General features: G+C 67.6%; 14 protein-coding genes. 5 read left to right on the top strand and 9 right to left on the bottom strand.

Annotated features, from left to right (window positions below):
• Positions 1 to 35: 35 nt before the first annotated feature.
• On the bottom strand, positions 36 to 1346 hold the full coding sequence (locus AAW00_RS03115; RefSeq protein ID WP_156169907.1) for an NHL repeat-containing protein: 1311 nt from the start codon (positions 1344 to 1346) through the stop codon (positions 36 to 38).
• Positions 1343 to 2764, bottom strand: a complete 1422-nt coding sequence (locus AAW00_RS03110; RefSeq protein WP_047002837.1) for a coniferyl aldehyde dehydrogenase — start codon at positions 2762 to 2764, stop codon at positions 1343 to 1345. Before AAW00_RS03110 ends, AAW00_RS03115 begins: the two co-directional genes overlap by 4 nt.
• A gap of 102 nt (positions 2765 to 2866) precedes the next feature.
• On the opposite strand from AAW00_RS03110, the gene AAW00_RS03105 reads away from it, so the two are divergent.
• Together AAW00_RS03105 and AAW00_RS03100 are read left to right on the top strand one after the other, a co-directional pair.
• A complete protein-coding gene (locus tag AAW00_RS03105; RefSeq protein WP_047002836.1) occupies positions 2867 to 4063 on the top strand; it encodes a thiolase family protein in 1197 nt (398 codons plus the stop codon).
• A gap of 105 nt (positions 4064 to 4168) precedes the next feature.
• The gene (locus AAW00_RS03100; protein WP_047002835.1) at positions 4169 to 4564 is read left to right on the top strand and encodes a hypothetical protein; all 396 of its coding nucleotides are present in this window, start codon (positions 4169 to 4171) and stop codon (positions 4562 to 4564) included.
• 66 nt (positions 4565 to 4630) lie between these two features.
• Here AAW00_RS03100 and AAW00_RS03095 read toward each other — a convergent pair whose 3' ends face one another.
• The gene (locus AAW00_RS03095) at positions 4631 to 5098 is read right to left on the bottom strand and encodes an SH3 domain-containing protein (RefSeq protein ID WP_047002834.1); all 468 of its coding nucleotides are present in this window, start codon (positions 5096 to 5098) and stop codon (positions 4631 to 4633) included.
• A 130-nt stretch (positions 5099 to 5228) separates the two neighbouring features.
• On the opposite strand from AAW00_RS03095, the gene AAW00_RS03090 reads away from it, so the two are divergent.
• Positions 5229 to 6560 (top strand): ammonium transporter, encoded by a 1332-nt coding sequence (locus AAW00_RS03090; RefSeq protein WP_241461615.1) that lies wholly within the window; start codon positions 5229 to 5231, stop codon positions 6558 to 6560.
• A 4-nt stretch (positions 6561 to 6564) separates the two neighbouring features.
• On the opposite strand, the gene AAW00_RS03085 is transcribed toward AAW00_RS03090, so the two are convergent.
• Complete coding sequence (locus tag AAW00_RS03085) at positions 6565 to 7269, bottom strand: alpha/beta fold hydrolase (protein ID WP_047002833.1); 705 nt, start codon at positions 7267 to 7269, stop codon at positions 6565 to 6567.
• Between the two features lie 77 nt (positions 7270 to 7346).
• On the opposite strand from AAW00_RS03085, the gene AAW00_RS03080 reads away from it, so the two are divergent.
• Positions 7347 to 7706, top strand: coding sequence for a hypothetical protein (locus tag AAW00_RS03080; RefSeq protein ID WP_156169906.1), 360 nt, complete (start codon positions 7347 to 7349; stop codon positions 7704 to 7706).
• Here AAW00_RS03080 and AAW00_RS03075 read toward each other — a convergent pair.
• The 5 genes from AAW00_RS03075 to AAW00_RS03055 form a co-directional block, all read right to left on the bottom strand.
• A complete protein-coding gene (locus tag AAW00_RS03075; protein ID WP_047003493.1) occupies positions 7703 to 9109 on the bottom strand; it encodes an NAD(P)H-dependent flavin oxidoreductase in 1407 nt (468 codons plus the stop codon). The genes AAW00_RS03080 and AAW00_RS03075 overlap by 4 nt on opposite strands.
• The gene (locus tag AAW00_RS03070) at positions 9090 to 9908 is read right to left on the bottom strand and encodes a class I SAM-dependent methyltransferase (protein ID WP_082124893.1); all 819 of its coding nucleotides are present in this window, start codon (positions 9906 to 9908) and stop codon (positions 9090 to 9092) included. Before AAW00_RS03070 ends, AAW00_RS03075 begins: the two co-directional genes overlap by 20 nt.
• 42 nt (positions 9909 to 9950) lie before the next feature.
• Positions 9951 to 11078, bottom strand: coding sequence for a peptide chain release factor 2 (gene prfB, locus AAW00_RS03065; protein ID WP_047002831.1), 1128 nt, complete (start codon positions 11076 to 11078; stop codon positions 9951 to 9953).
• 75 nt (positions 11079 to 11153) lie between these two features.
• Positions 11154 to 13700, bottom strand: coding sequence for a penicillin-binding protein 1A (locus AAW00_RS03060; RefSeq protein ID WP_047002830.1), 2547 nt, complete (start codon positions 13698 to 13700; stop codon positions 11154 to 11156).
• Between the two features lie 62 nt (positions 13701 to 13762).
• The gene (locus AAW00_RS03055) at positions 13763 to 14632 is read right to left on the bottom strand and encodes an N-acetylmuramoyl-L-alanine amidase family protein (RefSeq protein WP_047002829.1); all 870 of its coding nucleotides are present in this window, start codon (positions 14630 to 14632) and stop codon (positions 13763 to 13765) included.
• Between the two features lie 467 nt (positions 14633 to 15099).
• On the opposite strand from AAW00_RS03055, the gene AAW00_RS03050 reads away from it, so the two are divergent.
• Entirely contained in the window at positions 15100 to 17808 is a 2709-nt protein-coding gene (locus AAW00_RS03050) for an Rne/Rng family ribonuclease (RefSeq protein WP_047002828.1), read from the top strand.
• Positions 17809 to 17880 lie beyond the last annotated feature (72 nt).

Genomic DNA, 17880 nt, shown 5'->3' with positions numbered 1-17880 from the left:
GGCGCGGTGCGATGCAAGGCGCTGGGCCCGCGAAATCAGGGGCTTTGCTCGCCCGCCTCGCGCACCTCGAGCCGCCGCAGCTGGGTGACGGGCTGCGCGGTGCCTAGCGCGCTCTGCTCGCCCTCGCCGTAAAGCTCCCACGCGCCGTTGCCGACGTAATAGAGCCCGCTCCCCGTCATCGCCCCGCCCAGCGGCTCGGTCCAGTCGGGGTGGGCGCGTTCGAGCAGGCGATAGCCGGCAATGTTGGCGATGCCCTCCCCCAGTCGCAGCGCGACGATGCGCGCTGGCGAGAGACCGTTCTGCACCGCGATGAGTTCGTTGTCGTGCAGCCACAGCCCGTCGATCCCGTCGAGCGCCACGGGGAGCGCGGTCTGCACGCGGTAGACATGCGGCCTTGCGCCCAGCACGACCTCTGCGAATCCATAGCGGTAGTCGGACACAAACAGCGAGCGGCCCGTCGGTCGCACTGCTATGCCTTGCGGCGAGCGAAAGGTGCCGGGCGCCACGAGCGCCTGCATCACCTCATCCTGCGGCGCGGCCATGTACAACCCTCCGCCCAGCGGGTCGCTGCCGTAGACCGTGCCATCCGGCGCGATGGCGATGTCGGCTATTGTAATGTTCGGCGGCGCGGCGACCCGGCGACGCTCGGCAAGCGTGTCGCGATCGATAGCGATGACACCGCGAAAGGCCGTGTCCGGATCGGGGGTCTGGGCGACAACACCTGAGCCTACCCATAGCAGCCCGCGCGCACCATCCAGCGCAATGCCCGAAAGGCTCCCGGCACCGGGAATGGCGATCCGTTCCCACGGCGCGGGCTCGTCGCGCCGGGCCGAGATACGGGTAAAGAGCGCACGCGAGACAACCGTCGTGACGAACTCGCGTCCTTGTGCGCGGTCGAGCAGATAGGCTTCGGGTAGCTGCGCTTCCGGCCCAATTGTGGAGACGACCGCACTCGTCGCCAGCGGTGTGGCGAGCGCCAGATCCCTCAGCAGCGCGCCCGCCTCGCCGCTGCCGAACATGGCGAGCACCGCGTCGCGCGCTCCCGGTGGCAGTGCGATCTCGCGCGCCTTCAGCCAGCGCGCCGCATCGGCGACACCCTGGCGGTCGCCCGCGGCATGAGCGGCGGCAAGCAGGCGCAGTCGGACGGAAGCGCTGTCCGGAAATGCCTCGGCGAGCGCGGCGAGGTCACTCGCTTCTCCCGCCGCGCGCCAATCTACCGGCGGGCCGACCAAACGCTCGCCCGGCGCACTCTCTGGCGCGACCACCGTTCCCGGCAGGACGATGCGCGGCGCGCAGCCCGCCAGCACCAAAGTCCCGGCTAGCGTAAGGGCGAGTTTGCCCCTCACCGCCCCAGCAGCTTCGCAATCCGGCCCTTCTCGCCATAAGGCGGCCTGATGCCGGCCATGCCCGCTACGTCCAGCTTCGGCTGCGAATAGATCGCGCGCGCATGACTGAACTCGCGGAAGCCTTCAGGGCCGTGATAGTGCCCCATCCCGCTCGGACCGACGCCGCCGAAGGGCATGTCCTCGGCAGAGATGTGGAAGATGACGTCGCCCACCGTCACCCCGCCCGAAATCGTGCGCGACAGCACCCGCTCGCGCTCAGCATCGTCGCTGCCGAAGTAGTAGAGCCCCAACGGCCGGCCGCGGCCGTTGACGTAGTCTATGGCCTCATCGATCCCGTCGTAGGTCTTCACCGGCAGGACCGGTCCGAAGATCTCCTCGCGCATCGCCTGCATGTCGTCGGTGGGGTTGCGGATGATGGTGAGCGGCATTCGGCGGCGGTTAGTGGCGGCAAAGTCCTCGCCCGCCGGGTTGACCTCGATCACCTCCCCGCCCTTCGCCCGCGCATCCTCGACCATGTCCTTGAGGCGCGCATACTGCTTGTCGTCGATGACGCTGGTGTAATCCTCGTTGTCGAGCAGCGTCGGATACTGGTCCATCACGCCCAGCTCCAGCGCGGCGATCATGCCGTCCTCCATCCGGCGCGGGACGAGCAGGTAATCGGGCGCGAGGCAGATCTGCCCGGCGTTCATCATCTTACCCATGACAATCCGCGACCCGGCCTGCTCCAGGTCAGCACCGCTGCCCACGATGACCGGGCTCTTGCCGCCGAGTTCCAGCGTGACGGGGACGAGGTTCTTCGCCGCCGCCTCCATGACCTTGCGCCCCGTCTCGGTCGATCCGGTGAAGACGAGGTGGTCGAAAGGTAGCGCGCTGAAGGCCTTGGACAGTTCGGCATCGCCGGTCGCCACCGTCACCTCCTCGGGCGCGAAGCTGGCGGCAACGAGGTCGGCTATCAGCGCGGCGGTGGCGGGCGTGGTCTCGCTCGGCTTGAGCATGGCGCGGTTGCCCGCCGCCAGCACCTGCGCCAGCGGGCCGAAGGCGAGGTTCACCGGGAAGTTCCACGGGCTGATGATGCCGATGACGCCCTTGGGCTCGAAGCGCACCTCGGCTTTGCCGCCGAGCAGGCCGAGCGGAAACGGCGCGCTGCGCCTGTCGGGCCGCGCCCACTTTTCCAGATTGCTGCGGCAATAGCGCGCGAAGTCGGTCACCGAGCGGATATCGGTGAACTGGCTCATGCGCGCCGGACGCGTGCCGAAATCCGCGTTCATCGCATCGCACAGGGCATCGGCGTTGTCCTCCACCAGCGCGATGAGCCGATCAAGCCGGTCGCGGCGCACCTCCAGCCCCTCGGGCCGCGCGGCTTCGAAGGCCTTGCGCTGGCGGGCGAGCATTTGCGGCAGGTCGGCGGGTTCGGTCATATCTCGATGCTCTCCTCTCGGCCCGGTCCAATTGCTTTCGCCCCGGCCTGTGACTAGATGCGCCCTACGATTTCGACCCATCCAGCCAGAAAGGCCCTAGCCATGTCCGCTTTCGCTGCCAACGATCCCGTCGTCGTCCTGTCCTACGCACGCACCCCGATGGGGGCCATGCAAGGGGCGCTGGCGGATGTATCGGCGACCGATCTGGGCGCGACGGCGGTCAAGGCCGCGATGGAGCGTTCGGGCGTGGCCGGCGAGGACGTGGACCGCGTCTACATGGGCTGCGTGCTGCCCGCGGGGCTCGGCCAGGCTCCCGCCCGCCAGGCGACGCTGAAGGCCGGCCTGCCCAAGAGCGCGCAGGCGACCACTGTCAACAAGGTCTGCGGCAGCGGCATGCAAACCGTCATCATGGGAGCCGAGGCGCTCGCCACAGGCACCGTCGACGTGGTGGTCGCGGGCGGCATGGAGAGCATGACCAACGCGCCCTACCTGCTCAAGAAGATGCGCGGCGGCGCGCGGCTGGGGCATGACCGGGTCTACGACCATATGTTCCTCGACGGGCTGGAGGACGCCTACGAGGAAGGCCGCGCCATGGGCACCTTTGCGCAGGAGATGGCCGACAAGTACCAGCTGACGCGCGAGGCGATGGACGAGTATTCGATCACCAGCCTCGAACGCGCCAACAAAGCGATCGCCAGCGGTGCGTTCGCGGAAGAGATCGTGCCCGTCACCTACAGCAGCCGCAAGGGCGATGTCACCGTGGACACAGACGAGGGCCCCGGCAACGGCCGCCCCGACAAGATCCCCACGCTGCGCCCCGCCTTCGCCAAGGACGGCACGATCACCGCCGCCACCTCCAGCTCGATCAGCGACGGCGCGGCGGCCGTGGTTCTCAGCCGCAAGAGCGTGGCCGACGAGAAGGGCCTGACCCCTGTCGCGACTATCGTCGGCATGACCGCGCACGCGCAGGCCCCGGAAGAGTTCACCATCGCCCCCGTCGGCGCGATCCACAAGCTGCTCGACCAGACCGGCTGGACGGTCGAGGACGTGGACCTATGGGAAGTGAACGAGGCCTTCGCCTGCGTCACCATGTTCGCCATGCAGGACATCGGCATCCCGCACGACAAGATCAACATCAACGGCGGCGGCACCGCGCTCGGCCACCCGATCGGTGCCAGCGGCACGCGCATCATCGTCACCCTGCTCAATGCACTGAAGCAGCAGGGCAAGAAGCGCGGCATCGCGAGCCTGTGCATCGGCGGCGGCGAGGCGACCGCAGTGGCGCTCGAACTGGTCTGAACCAGCTGCGCCCGGCGCAGATGCACGGCACAAGTTTTTCGGACCTTGCCGCGCATCCGGGCGTTCCCCCCGTGCAAGTTGCAGAACCATCGAAGGGGAATTCTCATGAACAAGCTCATTGCAATCGCCGCCGCTCCCGTCCTCGCGCTGGGCGTGGTCGCCTGCGGCGATAACAATGCCGACGCGCCGACCGAGGCGAACATGGACACCACTACCGCCACGCCGGCACCCACGATGGCTTCGACCACTGCCGGCACTTACACTTCGACCGCCACCGGCGGAGAGAACGTTGCCATCACGCTTAATCAGGATGGCACCTACACCATGATGCAGGGCGGCGAGCAGACCGAAACCGGTAACTGGGTGGACAACGCTCGCGGTACCTGTTTGACGGCTGAGGGCGCGAGCGAGATGTGCTATCGCATCGAACAGACCGGGACGAACGGTATGGTCAACATCACCGGCCCCGACGGCCAGGTGACCGAGTTCCGCATGCAGTAAGCTACTGCTTTAGCGCAAGGGACTATCAAGGGCGGCCCATGGGTCGCCCTTTTTCGCGTCAGGCGATCAGGGCTCACCCGCTCCCCAAAGCCGCGCTTCCTCGACGAAACCGCGGTGGCCCTCCACGTCGAGCGTGCACCAGCCCGCATCGCATTCGCCGAGATCTCCGACCACACCCGGCTCAAGGTTCCACCTGAGCGAAGCGGAGGAAGAGGGGCCGGAGCGCATCGGTGCCAGCCCTTCGCCCACGACTATGGCGGTGCGCTGGCGGCTGAGCAGCGAGTTGAACATCCACCCGCGCGTGCCATCGGGCTCCTCGATCAGTCGCCAGCCCTGGTGGAAGCGCACGACCTTCACCGGCAGGCCGGGGCGGTGGTAGACCCACTCGATCGGATACTGGTCGGCCGGCCCGGTGCGCATCCGGGCTTCCTCGGCGGAAATGCTCGCCCAATAGGGCAGTTCGACCTCCTGTGCCGCCAGCGTTGCGGGCGACAGCAGGGCTGCAAGAACGGCAATCGAAGCAAGGCGCGACATGGTGCAGGCCTAGGCCGCCGCGCGGAGTCGCTGCAACCGTTCAATGCGCCTTGCCCCGTACGGGGATTCGCTCTTACACAGCGCGGTCTAGGCGGCGCCGACAGGGATGCGCCGCGCCGGAGGGTTGACCATGTCTCGCAAGTTCGCCGCGGCCGCAATGCTGGCCGCCGTTTCACTGGTCGCCACGCCCGGTCCGGCACTGGCGCAACCGATGGGGGCGGAGACCGTCGATCCCGCGCTCTACGGCGGCGATGCGGCGTGGATCCTCGTTTCCAGCGCGCTGGTCCTGCTGATGACCTTGCCCGGCCTCGGCCTGTTCTACGGCGGGCTGGTGCGCGGCAAGAACTTCCTCTCGGTGCTGTTGCAGGTGGGCGCGGTGGCGGGCCTCGCCTCGGTGTTGTGGGTCGTGGTCGGCTACACCCTCGCCTACGGGGACAGCGTCGGCGGCTGGCTCGGCGGCGGGCAGAAGTGGATGATGATCGACCTCACCGCCTACCGCGACGGCACCACCCTGCCGGAAAGCACCTTTGCGCTGTTCCAGTTGACCTTTGCCGCGATTACCCCGGCGCTCATGGTCGGTGCCTGGGTCGACCGGGCGCGGTTCGGCTGGGTCATGGCCTTTACCGGCGCATGGGGCCTGCTGGTCTACGCGCCGGCTGCGCACTGGATCTGGGGTGGCGGCTGGATGGCGGGCCTGGGCGTGCGCGACTTCGCGGGCGGACTCGTCGTCCACACCACGGCCGGCGTTTCGGCGCTGGTCGTGGCGCTGCTGCTGGGCAAGCGGCAAGGCTTCCCGTCCGCCGCGCTCCTCCCGCACGCGCCGGGTCTGACGATGCTGGGCGCCATGCTGCTGTGGGTCGGCTGGTTCGGCTTCAACGGCGGCAGCGCGCTGACCGCCGGCGACGATGCCTCCACCGCCATCATCAACACCCATGTCGCCGCCGCCACCGCCGCCCTTGCGTGGCTGCTGGTGGAGAAGATCAGGTTCGGCAAGCCGACCACCATAGGTTTCGCCACCGGCGCCATCGCCGGTCTCGCCACGATCACTCCGGCCGCGCTCTACGTCTCGCCCGGCGGGGCAATACTGCTCGGCCTCGCAGGGGCCCTGGTGTGCTTCGGCGCCATTACGCTGGTCAAGGTCCGGTGGCGGATCGACGATTCGCTCGATGTCTTCGCGGTCCACGGCGTTGGCGGGATGCTCGGTACCCTGCTGCTCGCGGTCTTTGCCTCCGAGATGTTCGGCGGCATCGGTTACGATGGTTCGACGATGGCTGGCAGCATGGCCGGCTCGCTGGCGGCGCAGGCGCTCGGCGTGGGCGCGACGGCGCTCTATTCGGCGGTGGTCACCGCGGTGCTGGCGGTCGGCATCAGCCTGTTCATGCCGATGCGCGTCAGCGAGGACGAGGAAGTGCAGGGCCTCGACCTCACCAGCCACGGCGAGCGGGCTTGGCAATTCGACTGACGCGCTAGAACCTGCCGCCCTCCACCTCGGCGATCTTGCCGATGATTTGCTCGATCGCCCGGCGCGAGGTGCCGATGGCGAAATGGGGCGCGTCGATCCGCAGGCGGTGGTCGCTCATGTGATCCTCGCCGCAGCAGCATTCGGGAGCGACTATGCCGTCCACCGCCGACCACACGGCGATGGTGGGCACCGGCGGCTTGTCCTCGATGACCTCGGCGAAGGGCGGATCGTCGACCTTGTGGTCGTTCAGCCGCTCGTAGATGCGCCATGCGTTGTTGGCCCGCCGGTCGCCCGCGAAGGGGCTGGCGACGGTGACGACCATCGCAAGGTGCTCGGGTATCCGGTGGGCCAGCACGCGGGCGTAAAGGCCGCCAAGGCTCCATCCGACCAGCAGCACCGGCTTGCCATGCTCGCGGTGCAAGGTCTTGATGCGCGCTTCGAGGCGGCGCAGCTTGGCCGGATCGGCGCCGGTGTTCACGCCCAGCCCCCAGCCCTCCGGCACGAACCCGCGCGCCGCCAGCGTGCGCCGCAGCAGCGTGGTGGAGATATCGCTGGTCGTCAGTCCGGGGATCACCAGCGCCGGCCGGCCTTTTCCCACGTCCTCGCCAGCTCGCGCCCGGCGCAGCGGGTTGAAGACGATGCGCGGAAAAGACAGCAGTTCGCCCATGTAACGGCGAAGCGGCGGCGGCTTGGCGTCGGACAGGTTCATGGCGGCTCCGACTAGTGGCAAACCCCTAGTGCGTCGAGACAGGGGTCGAAACCGATGCAGGATAGGCATCGGAAGGCATGTCCACCAGTACGAGAATTGCCATGGCGCCCGGCGCGCAGCCCCCGCCCACGTCTCCCCGCCCGCGCGAGGCCCGCGCCCGCATCTGCGTCGCCGCCCGGATGCAGGGCAGCTACTCTGGCGAGCAGCCTATCACTGTGCGCGACATCTCGCAGTTCGGCCTCGGCGGCGAGGCGACCGCACTGATGGCGGACATCGGCGAGGATGTGACGATCGTGCTGGCGAGCGGGGACACCCTGCGCGGGGAAATCCGCTGGATCGACGGTGACACCTTCGGCCTGCGCCTCGCCGCCCCGCTCGACGTGGCGCGGCTCGCCAGCGTGAATGCCCTGCGCCAGAGGCTGATCGCCGAAGCCTAGTCCCCCGTCAGGATGCGCTCGACCAGCTGCTTCACCGACGGCGTGAAGTTGTTGGAATAGAACGGGTCCTGCTTGAAGCGATAGGCTGCGTGGCCAGCGAAGGCGAGGTTTTCGTCCGGATCGCCGCCGTGGGCGATGTCTTGCAGGGTCTTCTGGATGCAGAAGCTGCGCGGATCGGCCAGTCGCCCGGTGGTGTGGTTGTCGTGGTCCTTCCAGCTTGAGAACTGGCAGTGCGACAGGCAGCCCATGCAGTTCTGCTGGTCGGCACGGATCTGCTCGGCGCTTTCGGGGGTGACGAACACGACGGTATCATCCGGCGTCTTGAGCGCCTCGGTGAAGCCTTCGTGCATCCAGGCCAGCGCCTTGCGCTGGTCGCCGGGGTGGACGAAGAAATACTTGGCCTTGCCGTGGTCGGAGAGCGGGATTGTGCCTTCTTCCTCGTCGCGCTTGAAGATCGGGATCTGGCGCTCGGACCGGTGCATCAGGTCGTAAAGGAACGGGGTCTTCACCGCGCTGGAATAAAATCCGGTGGGCGAGAACTTGTGCAGCAGCACGTCGCCCGGCTCGACGGTGCGCAGCATGTCCTTCCAAACCTGCGGGATCGGGCTTTCCTCTGTCAACAGCGGTCGGGTGCCGAACTGGAACATGACCTTGCCGATTTCCGGATTGTCGATCCAGTTCTCCCATTCGCGCAGGAACCAGACGCCGCCCGCCATGACGATCGCGGTTTCCTCGGAAACGCCCTCGGCCCGCATGGTGGCGCGCAGTTCGGCGACGCGCGGGTACGGGTCCTGCGGCTGGCGCGGGTCCTCGGCGTTGGAGAGGCCGTTGTGGCCGCCCGCCAGCCACGGGTCTTCATAGACCACCGCGGCCATCAGGTCCGGCACCTTGGAATAGCTGCGCTTCCACAGCGCGCGGAAAGCACGGGCCGAACTGACGATCGGCAGGTACTGGACCTTGAAGCGCTGGGCGATCTCTGCCAGCTTGTAGGGCATCCCTGCGCCGCAGGTGACGCCGGTGATCATGCCCGGGCAGTTCTCCAGCACGCCTTCGAGCACCTGCTGCGCGCCGCCCATTTCCCACAGGACGTTGATGTTGATCGCGCCCTTGCCGCCGGCGATCTCGTGGGCGATCTTCACCTGCGTGGTCGCGCCGTCGATGGCGTAGCGGACGAGCTGCTCGAACCGCTCGACACGCGTCGCCTGCGGATAGACCTGGGGGATGGGATTGCCGTCGGAATCGTAGCTGTCGGCGTTGACCGCGCTGACCGTGCCGATGCCGCCCGCGGCCGCCCAGTGGCCCGAGCTGATGCCGTTGGTGGCCGAAACGCCCTTGCCACCCTCGACCAGCGGCCACACCTCGCGGCCGCCATACATGACCGGCTTAAGTCCCTTGAACGCCATCATTCACCTTTGCTGGGCCGTCCCCCGCGCCCGGCCCGAAGGCTGGAGGCGGAATGGTCGGCGTCTCTGAGTCATTCCCCGGCTGCACGCAGGGTTCTATATCGCGCGGATCGGGTCGCTCTCCCGCGACTTCGAACTGCGCATAATAGCCTGCAATCTCGGGCTTTCGCACGAATTCCACGAGGCGATAGCCGACCCGCTCGAATTCGCAAAACAGAAGCTGGGGATTGATTCCGTGCTGGTCGGCCGGACGGTCGACATCGACCACGATCACCTGCCCGCCTTCGCGCAGCGCGGGGCGCATGTTCCAGAGGAAGGCATAGGGCTCGGTAACCTCGTGGTACATGTGCACCATGAAGATACGGTCGAACGAGTTGGGAGGCAGCTTCGGATCGTCGATGTCGCCCCTGATGATCGAGACATTATCGTGCCGCTCGCGCTCCACGCGGCTACCGAGGCGGCGCAGCACGGCGCCGTCGATGTCCTGCGCCAGCACGCGGCCCTCGTCACCCACCCGGTCGGCGAGGCGCACGGTGTAGTACCCCTCGCCAGCACCGATATCGGCCACGGTCATGCCCTCGGTGATCGCCGCCTGGTCCATGACGGTCTCGGCCTCGCGCCGGTCGTCGCGTTGCTGCTCGGTGGAGAAGGCATTGCCCGCGAGTTCGGAGACGGGGCGATAGGCCCTCGGAAAATCGCGCGCGCTGGGCGGGCGGCTGTCGTCCGACGCATCGCAAGCGGCCAGCCCCGCGCATAGCGCAAGCCCCACGGCTAAGCGGATGATAGGCCCTCTCCTCATGTCCCGGCCTCTAGCGAGCCATGCGGCATAAGGCAAAGCGCCTTACTCCACGTCCTCCACTTCGACGCTCTCTCCAGTTACGCGCTGGGCCAGCGCTGCTGCGATGAAGTCGTCGATTTCGCCGTCGAGCACGTCGCCCGGCGTGGGGCTGGTCGTGCCGGTGCGCAGGTCCTTCACCATCTGGTACGGCTGGAGGACATAGCTGCGGATCTGGTGGCCCCAGCCGATCTCCGTCTTCTCGGCATATTCGCCTGCGGCCACCGCTTCTCGCATCTGCATCTCACGCTCGAACAAACGGGCCTTGAGCATGTTCATCGCCGTGGCGCGGTTCTTGTGCTGGCTGCGATCGTGCTGGCTGGCGACGACGATGCCGGTCGGCTGGTGGGTGATGCGCACCGCCGAGTCCGTCGTGTTGATGTGCTGGCCGCCCGCGCCTGATGCGCGATAGGTGTCGATCTTGAGGTCGGCCGGGTTGATCTCGATGTCAATGTCGTCGTCGATCACCGGATAGACCCAGACGCTGGAGAAGCTGGTGTGGCGGCGCGCCGAGCTGTCGTAGGGGCTGATGCGGACGAGACGGTGGACGCCGCTCTCGGTCTTGGCGTAGCCATAGGCGTTGTCGCCCTTGATCAGCAGCGTGGCGCTCTTGATTCCGGCCTGCTCGCCCGCGGCGTACTCCACCGTCTCCACCTTGAAGCCACGGCGTTCGGCCCAGCGGGCGTACATCCGCATGAGCATCTCGGCCCAATCCTGGCTCTCTGTGCCACCCGCGCCCGCGTTGATCTGAAGGTAGGTATCATGGGCGTCGGCCTCGCCAGAAAGCAAGGCGTTGACCTTGTCGCGGTCGGCCCGGTCGGCAAGAGCCTTCAGGCTGGCGAGCCCTTCGGCGACCACGTCGTCGTCACCCTCGGCCTCGCCCATATCGACGAACTCGACCGCATCGCCCATCTCGCTCTCGATGGCCTGCACGGTCTCGACCGCGTCCTTCAACTGCTTGTGCTCGCGGCTGATGGCCTGTGCCTGCTTGGGATCGTTCCAAAGGTCGGGGTCCTGCACGCGGGCATCGAGCTCGTCGAGCCGACGCAGCGCGCGTTCCCAGTCGAGCGACTTCCTGACCAGCGCCAGCGCCGCTTCGATCCGGTCGATATGGGCCTGCCCCTCGGCACGCATGGCAAAGTCTCCGTCAGAATGAAGCGGCGCGCCTAGCGCAAAGACGGGCGCGGCGAAAGCGGCGAGCGCGGGCGATCAGTAGATGCCGCCCTGCTCCTCGGCAAACCCTTCGTCCGGCGCGACCGGGGTGGTGCGGCGGGCGGGCGCGCGGTTGCCCTGGCTGATCCGGCGCAAGCCGGCGATGACCTGGTTGCGCAGCGCGTCGACATCATCCTGCCGCTGCACGCGGCGCGGTTCGGTATCGGGCTTGAAGGCTTCCCAGATGACCGCGCTGGTGGGCTCCTCGCTCGGCCAGCCATCGAAGGTGCGGCGACCGCTGCGCCGGTCGATGCGGACCATGCGCACGCCCGCCGGAGCGACGAAGGGCCGTCCGCTCCAGTGATCGCGCGTTTCCTGCACGAACTGCTTGAAGATCGGCGCGGCGGTGTTACCGCCTTGCACGTACCCGCCCAGATTGCGCGGCTGGTCGAAGCCGAGATAGGTGCCCGCCACGATGTCGGGCGATCCGCCCACGAACCAGGCGTTGGTCGGGCCGTTGGTGGTGCCGGTCTTGCCGAACAGCGGAATGTCGAGATCGCGCAGGCGCGTGGCGGTGCCGCGCTGGACCACGCCCTCGAGCATGTGGACGACCTGGAAGGCGGTGCGCGGATCGAGCTGCTGGCGGCCGGTCGGGCCGAAGCGCGGCATGGGGCCGCCGTCCCATTCGTCCATGTTGCAGCCGGTGCATTCGCGCCGGTCGGCGCGCCAGATCACCTTGCCGTCGCGGTCCTGGATGAAGTCTATCAGCGTCGGCCCGTTCAGCCGCCCGTGGTTCACCAGCATCGAATAGGCGGCGACCATGCGTTCGACCGTCGTGTCGCCCGCGCCCAGCGCGTAGGAGGGATAGGGTTCGTACTGCCCCTCGTCGACGATCCCGGCGCGCTCGAACGTGTCGATGACGCTCTCCATGCCGCTTTCCATCGCGATGTGGATGGTCATCAGGTTCTTCGACTGCTCGAGCCCGTAGCGCATCGGATATTCGCCGCCGCCACGTCCGCCGCCGAAGTTGGTGAAGCATTTCTGGCCGAGGTTGGCGCCTTGGTAATAGCAGTACTGCCGGTCCGGCACGATGGTGGCTGGCGTCATACCGTTGTCGAGCCCGGCGGCATAGACGAAGGGCTTGATGGTCGAACCCGGCTGACGCTCCGCCTGGGTGGCGCGGTTGAAATCGCCGATGCGCGAATCGAAACCGCCCTGCATCGCCAGCACCCGGCCCGTCGTCGGCTGCATGGCGAGGAAGCCGCCCGAAATCTCAGGCACGGTTTCAAGCCGCCAGCCATTGCCGCTGGGGGAAACCGCGATGACGTTGCCCGCCGCCATTGCGCTCGGTATACCGTTCAGGCGCCCGGTGTCGCCGTTGGCGAAGGCGATGTCCGCGCCGCCGCCGTTGGTGCCCAGCACCACGGCAACGCGCCAGTCCTCGTAGCTGATCGAGAGATAGGAGCTTGCCAGCTGTTGCGCGAGATTCCCATTGTTGGGATTGAGCGTGGCGAGCGGCCCGCTCCACCCGCGCCCGCTCTGGTAACGCAGCAGCGCCGCGCGCAGGGAATTGCGCGCCGCATCCTGCAGTTCGGTATCGAGCGAGGTGCGCACCCACAGCCCGCCGGCATAGACGCTGTCGGGCCCGTCCTCGGCTTCCTCGCCATACATGGAGATGAGCTGGCGACGCACCTCCTCGAAGAAATAGCCCGCGTCCGCCGAGCGCTCCTCGCGCTGGCCCTGGAAGATGCCGAGCGGCTTGGCCTTGGCGGCATCGCGCTGGGCAACGGTGATGTGGCCGTTGTCCTCCATCTGGTCGAGCACGGTGTTGCGCCGGTCGAGCGCGGTCGCGGCGTTGGCGCTGCGACCGAGCACTTCGGGCGCGCGCGGCAGGACGGCGAGGAAGGCCATCTCCTGCAGCTCCAGATCGTCCACGTCCTTGTTAAAATAGGCACGGGCGGCCGCCTGCACGCCGAAGCTGCGGCGGCCGAGCGGGATTTCATTGAGATAGAGCGTAATGATCTCGCGCTTGTCGAGTACACCTTCGATGCGCGTCGCTAGCACCATCTCGCGCAGCTTGCGGGTGATCGAGTACTCGTTGCCGACAAGGATGTTCTTGGCGACCTGCTGGGTGATGGTCGAACCGCCCACGGCCCGCTCGCCCGAGCCGAGCTTGGAGACGTAGTCGATCACCGCGCCGGTGAAGCCGCCGATATCGATGCCGCCGTGGGTCCAGAAGGTCTCGTCCTCGGCGCTGGTATAGGCGTTGACGAGCTGGGTGGGGAAATCCTGGAACTGCAGTTCCACCCGGCGCTCGCGCTCGAAGCGGTGGACGATCTCGCCATCCGCGCCGCGCACCACGCTGGGCAGGTTGGGCTCGTATTCCAGCAGGGTTTCTGCGTCGGGCAGGTCCTTCGTCAGCCAGATGAAGGCGACGATGAACAGCAGCAGGCCCGCGCCAAGCGTGTAGACGGCGCGGCGGAACCAGCGCTTCGTCTGCCACATCTCGCGCACGCGCGCCCACGCGCCTTCGCCGCCCCGGCGGATGCGGCGGGTGAATCGGACAAGGCCGCGTTCGCTGTCGTCGATGGTGGCTTCACTCATGGTGCGCGCCCTAGCATGACGAAAAAGCATGGCGCCAGAATGAATGCACGGGGGTACATCGCTTATCCGCCGGACTGACGGGCGAAGAAGATGCGGATCGCCCGCGCCAGCGCCTCGGCAAACCGTTCCTGCCCCTCGGGCGAGGCGAGCGCTTCCGCCTCCCGCGGGTTGGTGACGAAGCCCGCTTCATACAGCACTGCGGGCACGTCCGGTGCGCGCAGCACGGCAAGCGCGGCGGAGCGGCGCGGCTGCGGGTGGAAGCGCAGGGTGCCCTGCCCCTCGCGCTCGATCAGCGAGGCGAACTGATCCGAGGCGCCGGAGGTGCGCCGCTGCGAAAGCTCGACCAGTATGTCGTTCACCGCGCGGTCGTTGCCGGACAGGTCGATGCCGTTGACGGTGTCGGCCTCGTTCTCGCGTTCGGCGAAGCGGGCGGCGGCCTCCGAGCTGGCGGTTTCGGAGAGAGTGTAGATGCTCGCACCCTCCACGCCTTCCTTCTCGCCCGCCGAATCGGCGTGGATCGACACGAACAGGTCGGCGCCCAGCGCGCGGGCGATCTCGGCGCGCTCGCCCAGCACCACGAGGCGATCCTCGTCGCGGGTCATGGCGACGCGGATGCCGCCCTCGGCCAGCAGCCGGTCGCGCAAGGCGCGGGCGAGGCCGAGCACCACGGTCTTCTCGCGCACGCCCTCGCCCACCGCGCCGGGATCGGGGCCGCCATGCCCGGCATCGATCACAACCAGCGGGCGCGTGGGATCGGCGGGTCCCAGCACCTCGGGCAGGCCGATGGCGGGTTCGTTGTCGGGCAGCGGCATGGTGATGACGTAATCGCGGCCCAGAACCGGCACCGGGATGGTCTTGCCCAGCGCCCACAGCAGCGCCACCACCAGCACCGGAAAGGCGAACAGCAATCCCAACTGGAGGCGATAGGCCACGCGCTCTCCCGCTTTCCCGTGATCCGAGGCTGCGGGCGAACCTGCCTCATCCTTAACGTCGTCCCAAGGGAATTATGCGAGAGCGCGCAACAAGGTTGCGGCGGCTTTCCACCGCTGCTAGCAATTCGTTGCCGGTGAACCCATGTCGCCGGACTGTTCCGGGGCGGCATCCGTCCGCGCCCGGCAAGACTTACAGGTTGATGCCGCGATGCTGAGTTCGAGCCCGAGAGTTACCGCATGTCCGCAAGGGCATGGGTACGCATCGGCTCCTTTCGCGCAGATGCAAACCCTGCGCCTTCGCATCCCGACAGACACGTTTCGAGGTTCCGATCGCCCTTGCGGCACCGGGGCCATGATTGCTTTCCGCCTCGCAAGCGGCGGATCCCACACACAACGGCAGCAGCGCACGCACGCGGGGGCTTCAACCGGCCCCGGCGGCGCACGGCGTTATGCCTGGAGACTATACAATGGCAACGCGCATGCTCATCGACGCGCGCCACCCGGAAGAAACCCGGGTCGCGGTCCTCAAGGGTAACCGGATCGAGGAATTCGATTTCGAATCTGCCGAACACAAGCAGATCAAGGGCAACATCTACCTCGCCAAGGTAACCAGGGTCGAACCGTCGCTGCAGGCGGCCTTCGTCGATTTCGGCGGCAACCGCCACGGGTTCCTGGCCTTCAGCGAGATCCACCCCGACTATTACCAGATCCCCGCGGCAGATCGCGCCGCGCTGCTCGCCGCGGAGGCCGAGGCCGCCGAGGAAGAGGCCGCGCTGCGCGCCGAGGAGGACGAGGAAGACGGTGACGACGTGTCCTCGCACGACGAGGACGAGGACGAGGACGACCACGAAGCTGGTGTCGAGGAAATCGACACCAGCGAGAAGGACGATGTCGCCACGATCGAGGACGGCCACGTCGAGAACGGCGACGACGGCGCCGCTCACGACGACGATACCGACGCCGACGCGGAAGCCGAGAATGACGAGGATGAAGGCGGCCGCGGTCGTGGTCGCGGTCGCGCTCGCCGCCAGGGCGGCCGGGGCCAGCAGAAGGGCCGCGGCGGCAGCCGTGCCAAGGAAATCGACGAGGCCCGCGCCAAGCGTCAGGCGCTGCGTCGCCGTTACAAGATCCAGGACGTCATCCAGCGCCGCCAGGTGCTGCTCGTCCAGGTCGTGAAGGAGGAGCGCGGCAACAAGGGCGCCGCCCTCACCACCTATCTCAGCCTCGCGGGCCGCTACTGCGTGCTCATGCCGAACTCCAGCCACGGCGGCGGCATCAGCCGCAAGATCTCCAGCGGCAGCGATCGCAAGCGGCTGAAGACGATCGTGTCCGACCTGAGCCTGCCCAAGTCCATGGGCCTCATCGTCCGCACCGCCGGCCTCTCGCGCACCAAGCCGGAAATCAAGCGCGACTTCGACTACCTCGCCCGCCTGTGGGACGAGATCCGCGAGCGTACCATGGCGTCGAGCGCGCCGAGCGTGATCCATTCGGACAGCGACCTCATAAAGCGCGCCATCCGCGACATCTACAATCGCGAGATCGAGGAGGTCGTGGTCGAGGGGCCGGACGGCTACAAGGCCGCCAAGGAGTTCATGAAGCTGCTGATGCCCAGCCACGCGCGGCGGGTGAAGCAGTATTCCGATCCCGTACCGCTGTTCCAGCGCTACGGCGCGGAAGACCAGCTGCGCGCCATGTACGATCCCGTCGTGCAGCTGAAGTCTGGCGGCTACCTCGTCATCAACCCGACCGAGGCGCTGGTCTCGATCGACATCAACTCAGGGAGGTCCACCAAGGAGCACGGCATCGAGGCGACCGCGCTCAACACCAACCTGGAGGCCGCGCGCGAGATCGCTCGCCAGCTGCGCTTGCGCGACATGGCGGGCCTGGTGGTGATCGACTTCATCGACATGGAACGCTCCGGCAACACCCGCAAGGTGGAGCGCGCCATGAAGGATGCGCTCAAGAACGACCGGGCGCGCATCCAGGTCGGCCGCATCTCCGGCTTCGGGCTGATGGAAATGAGCCGCCAGCGCCTGCGCACCGGCGTGCTCGAGGCGACCACGCGCGAATGCCCGCACTGCGACGGCACCGGCCTCGTGCGCACCGCCAGCAGCGCCGGCCTTTCCGCCCTGCGCCTGATCGAGGACGAGGCGGCCAAGGGCAAAGGCACGACCATCACCCTCTACGCCTCGACCGAGGCGGCAGTGTACCTGCTCAACGCCAAGCGCGCCGATCTCGCCGAGATCGAGCATCGCTACAACGTCACGGTCGTAGTCGAGCCCGAAGGCGAAGACGAAGGCGCCAAGATGCGTGTTGCGTCCTCCGGCCCCAAGCCGACCCAGGCGCCCCGCTTCGACACCATCATCGACGACAGTGACGACGAGGATTACGCCGAGGACGGGGACGAGGACGACACCGACGACGAAGCGGAAGACGAAAGCGAGCGCGACGGCGACGACGAGGATGGCGGCCGCAAGAAGCGCCGCCGCCGTCGCCGCGGCGGTCGCGGGCGCAGCCGTTCTCGAGAGGAGGGCGAGGAAGCAGACAGCGAGAGCGACAGCGAAAGTGATGACGAGACATCGGCCGATGCCGAGCCAACTGGCGATACCGATGCCTCCGGCGATCGCCCCAAGCGTCGCCGCCGCCGTGGCGGTCGCGGCCGCGGACGCCGCAACGGCGAGGCGGGCTCCGAGGGCTCGGAGGACTCCGACGAAGCATCGGTTGCCGACGTTGACGGGGAGACCGTGGCAGAGGCAGTTTCTGAAGTGGCACCAGAAGCCGAAGCCGCGGCAGAAGCCGAAGCCGAGGAAAAGCCCAAGCGTCGCTCGCGTCGCAAGAAGGCTGACGAGGGTGAGGCGGTAGCGGCCGAGGATGCTGCTGGCGAAGTCGCCCCGGAACCGACCGAAAAGCCCAAGCGCCGCTCGCGCAAGAAGGTTGAGCCTGCCGCCGAGCAGGAAGCCGCGCCAGCAGCTGAGGTCGAGCCTTCGGAAAAGCCCAAGCGCCGCTCGCGCAAGAAGGTCGTCACCGAGGAGGAGGCTCCGGCAGAAGCGGTAACCGAGGTGGCGGACGAAGTGCCCGCCGAGCCGGTAGCCGAGACCGCCGAAACCGCAGAGGCTGTCGAGAGCGAGCCGGCCCCCAAGCGCGGCGGCTGGTGGCAGCGAACGTTCGGCGAATAAGCCTAACGTTCGATCAACGATCTCAACCCGGCCCCGTCCTGCCCGACCCATCGGCGAGCATGGCGGGGCCGA

This window comes from Aurantiacibacter luteus (assembly GCF_001010945.1).
GTDB classification, from domain to species: domain Bacteria; phylum Pseudomonadota; class Alphaproteobacteria; order Sphingomonadales; family Sphingomonadaceae; genus Alteraurantiacibacter; species Alteraurantiacibacter luteus.
This window is presented reverse-complemented; position numbering and strand designations above follow the sequence as displayed.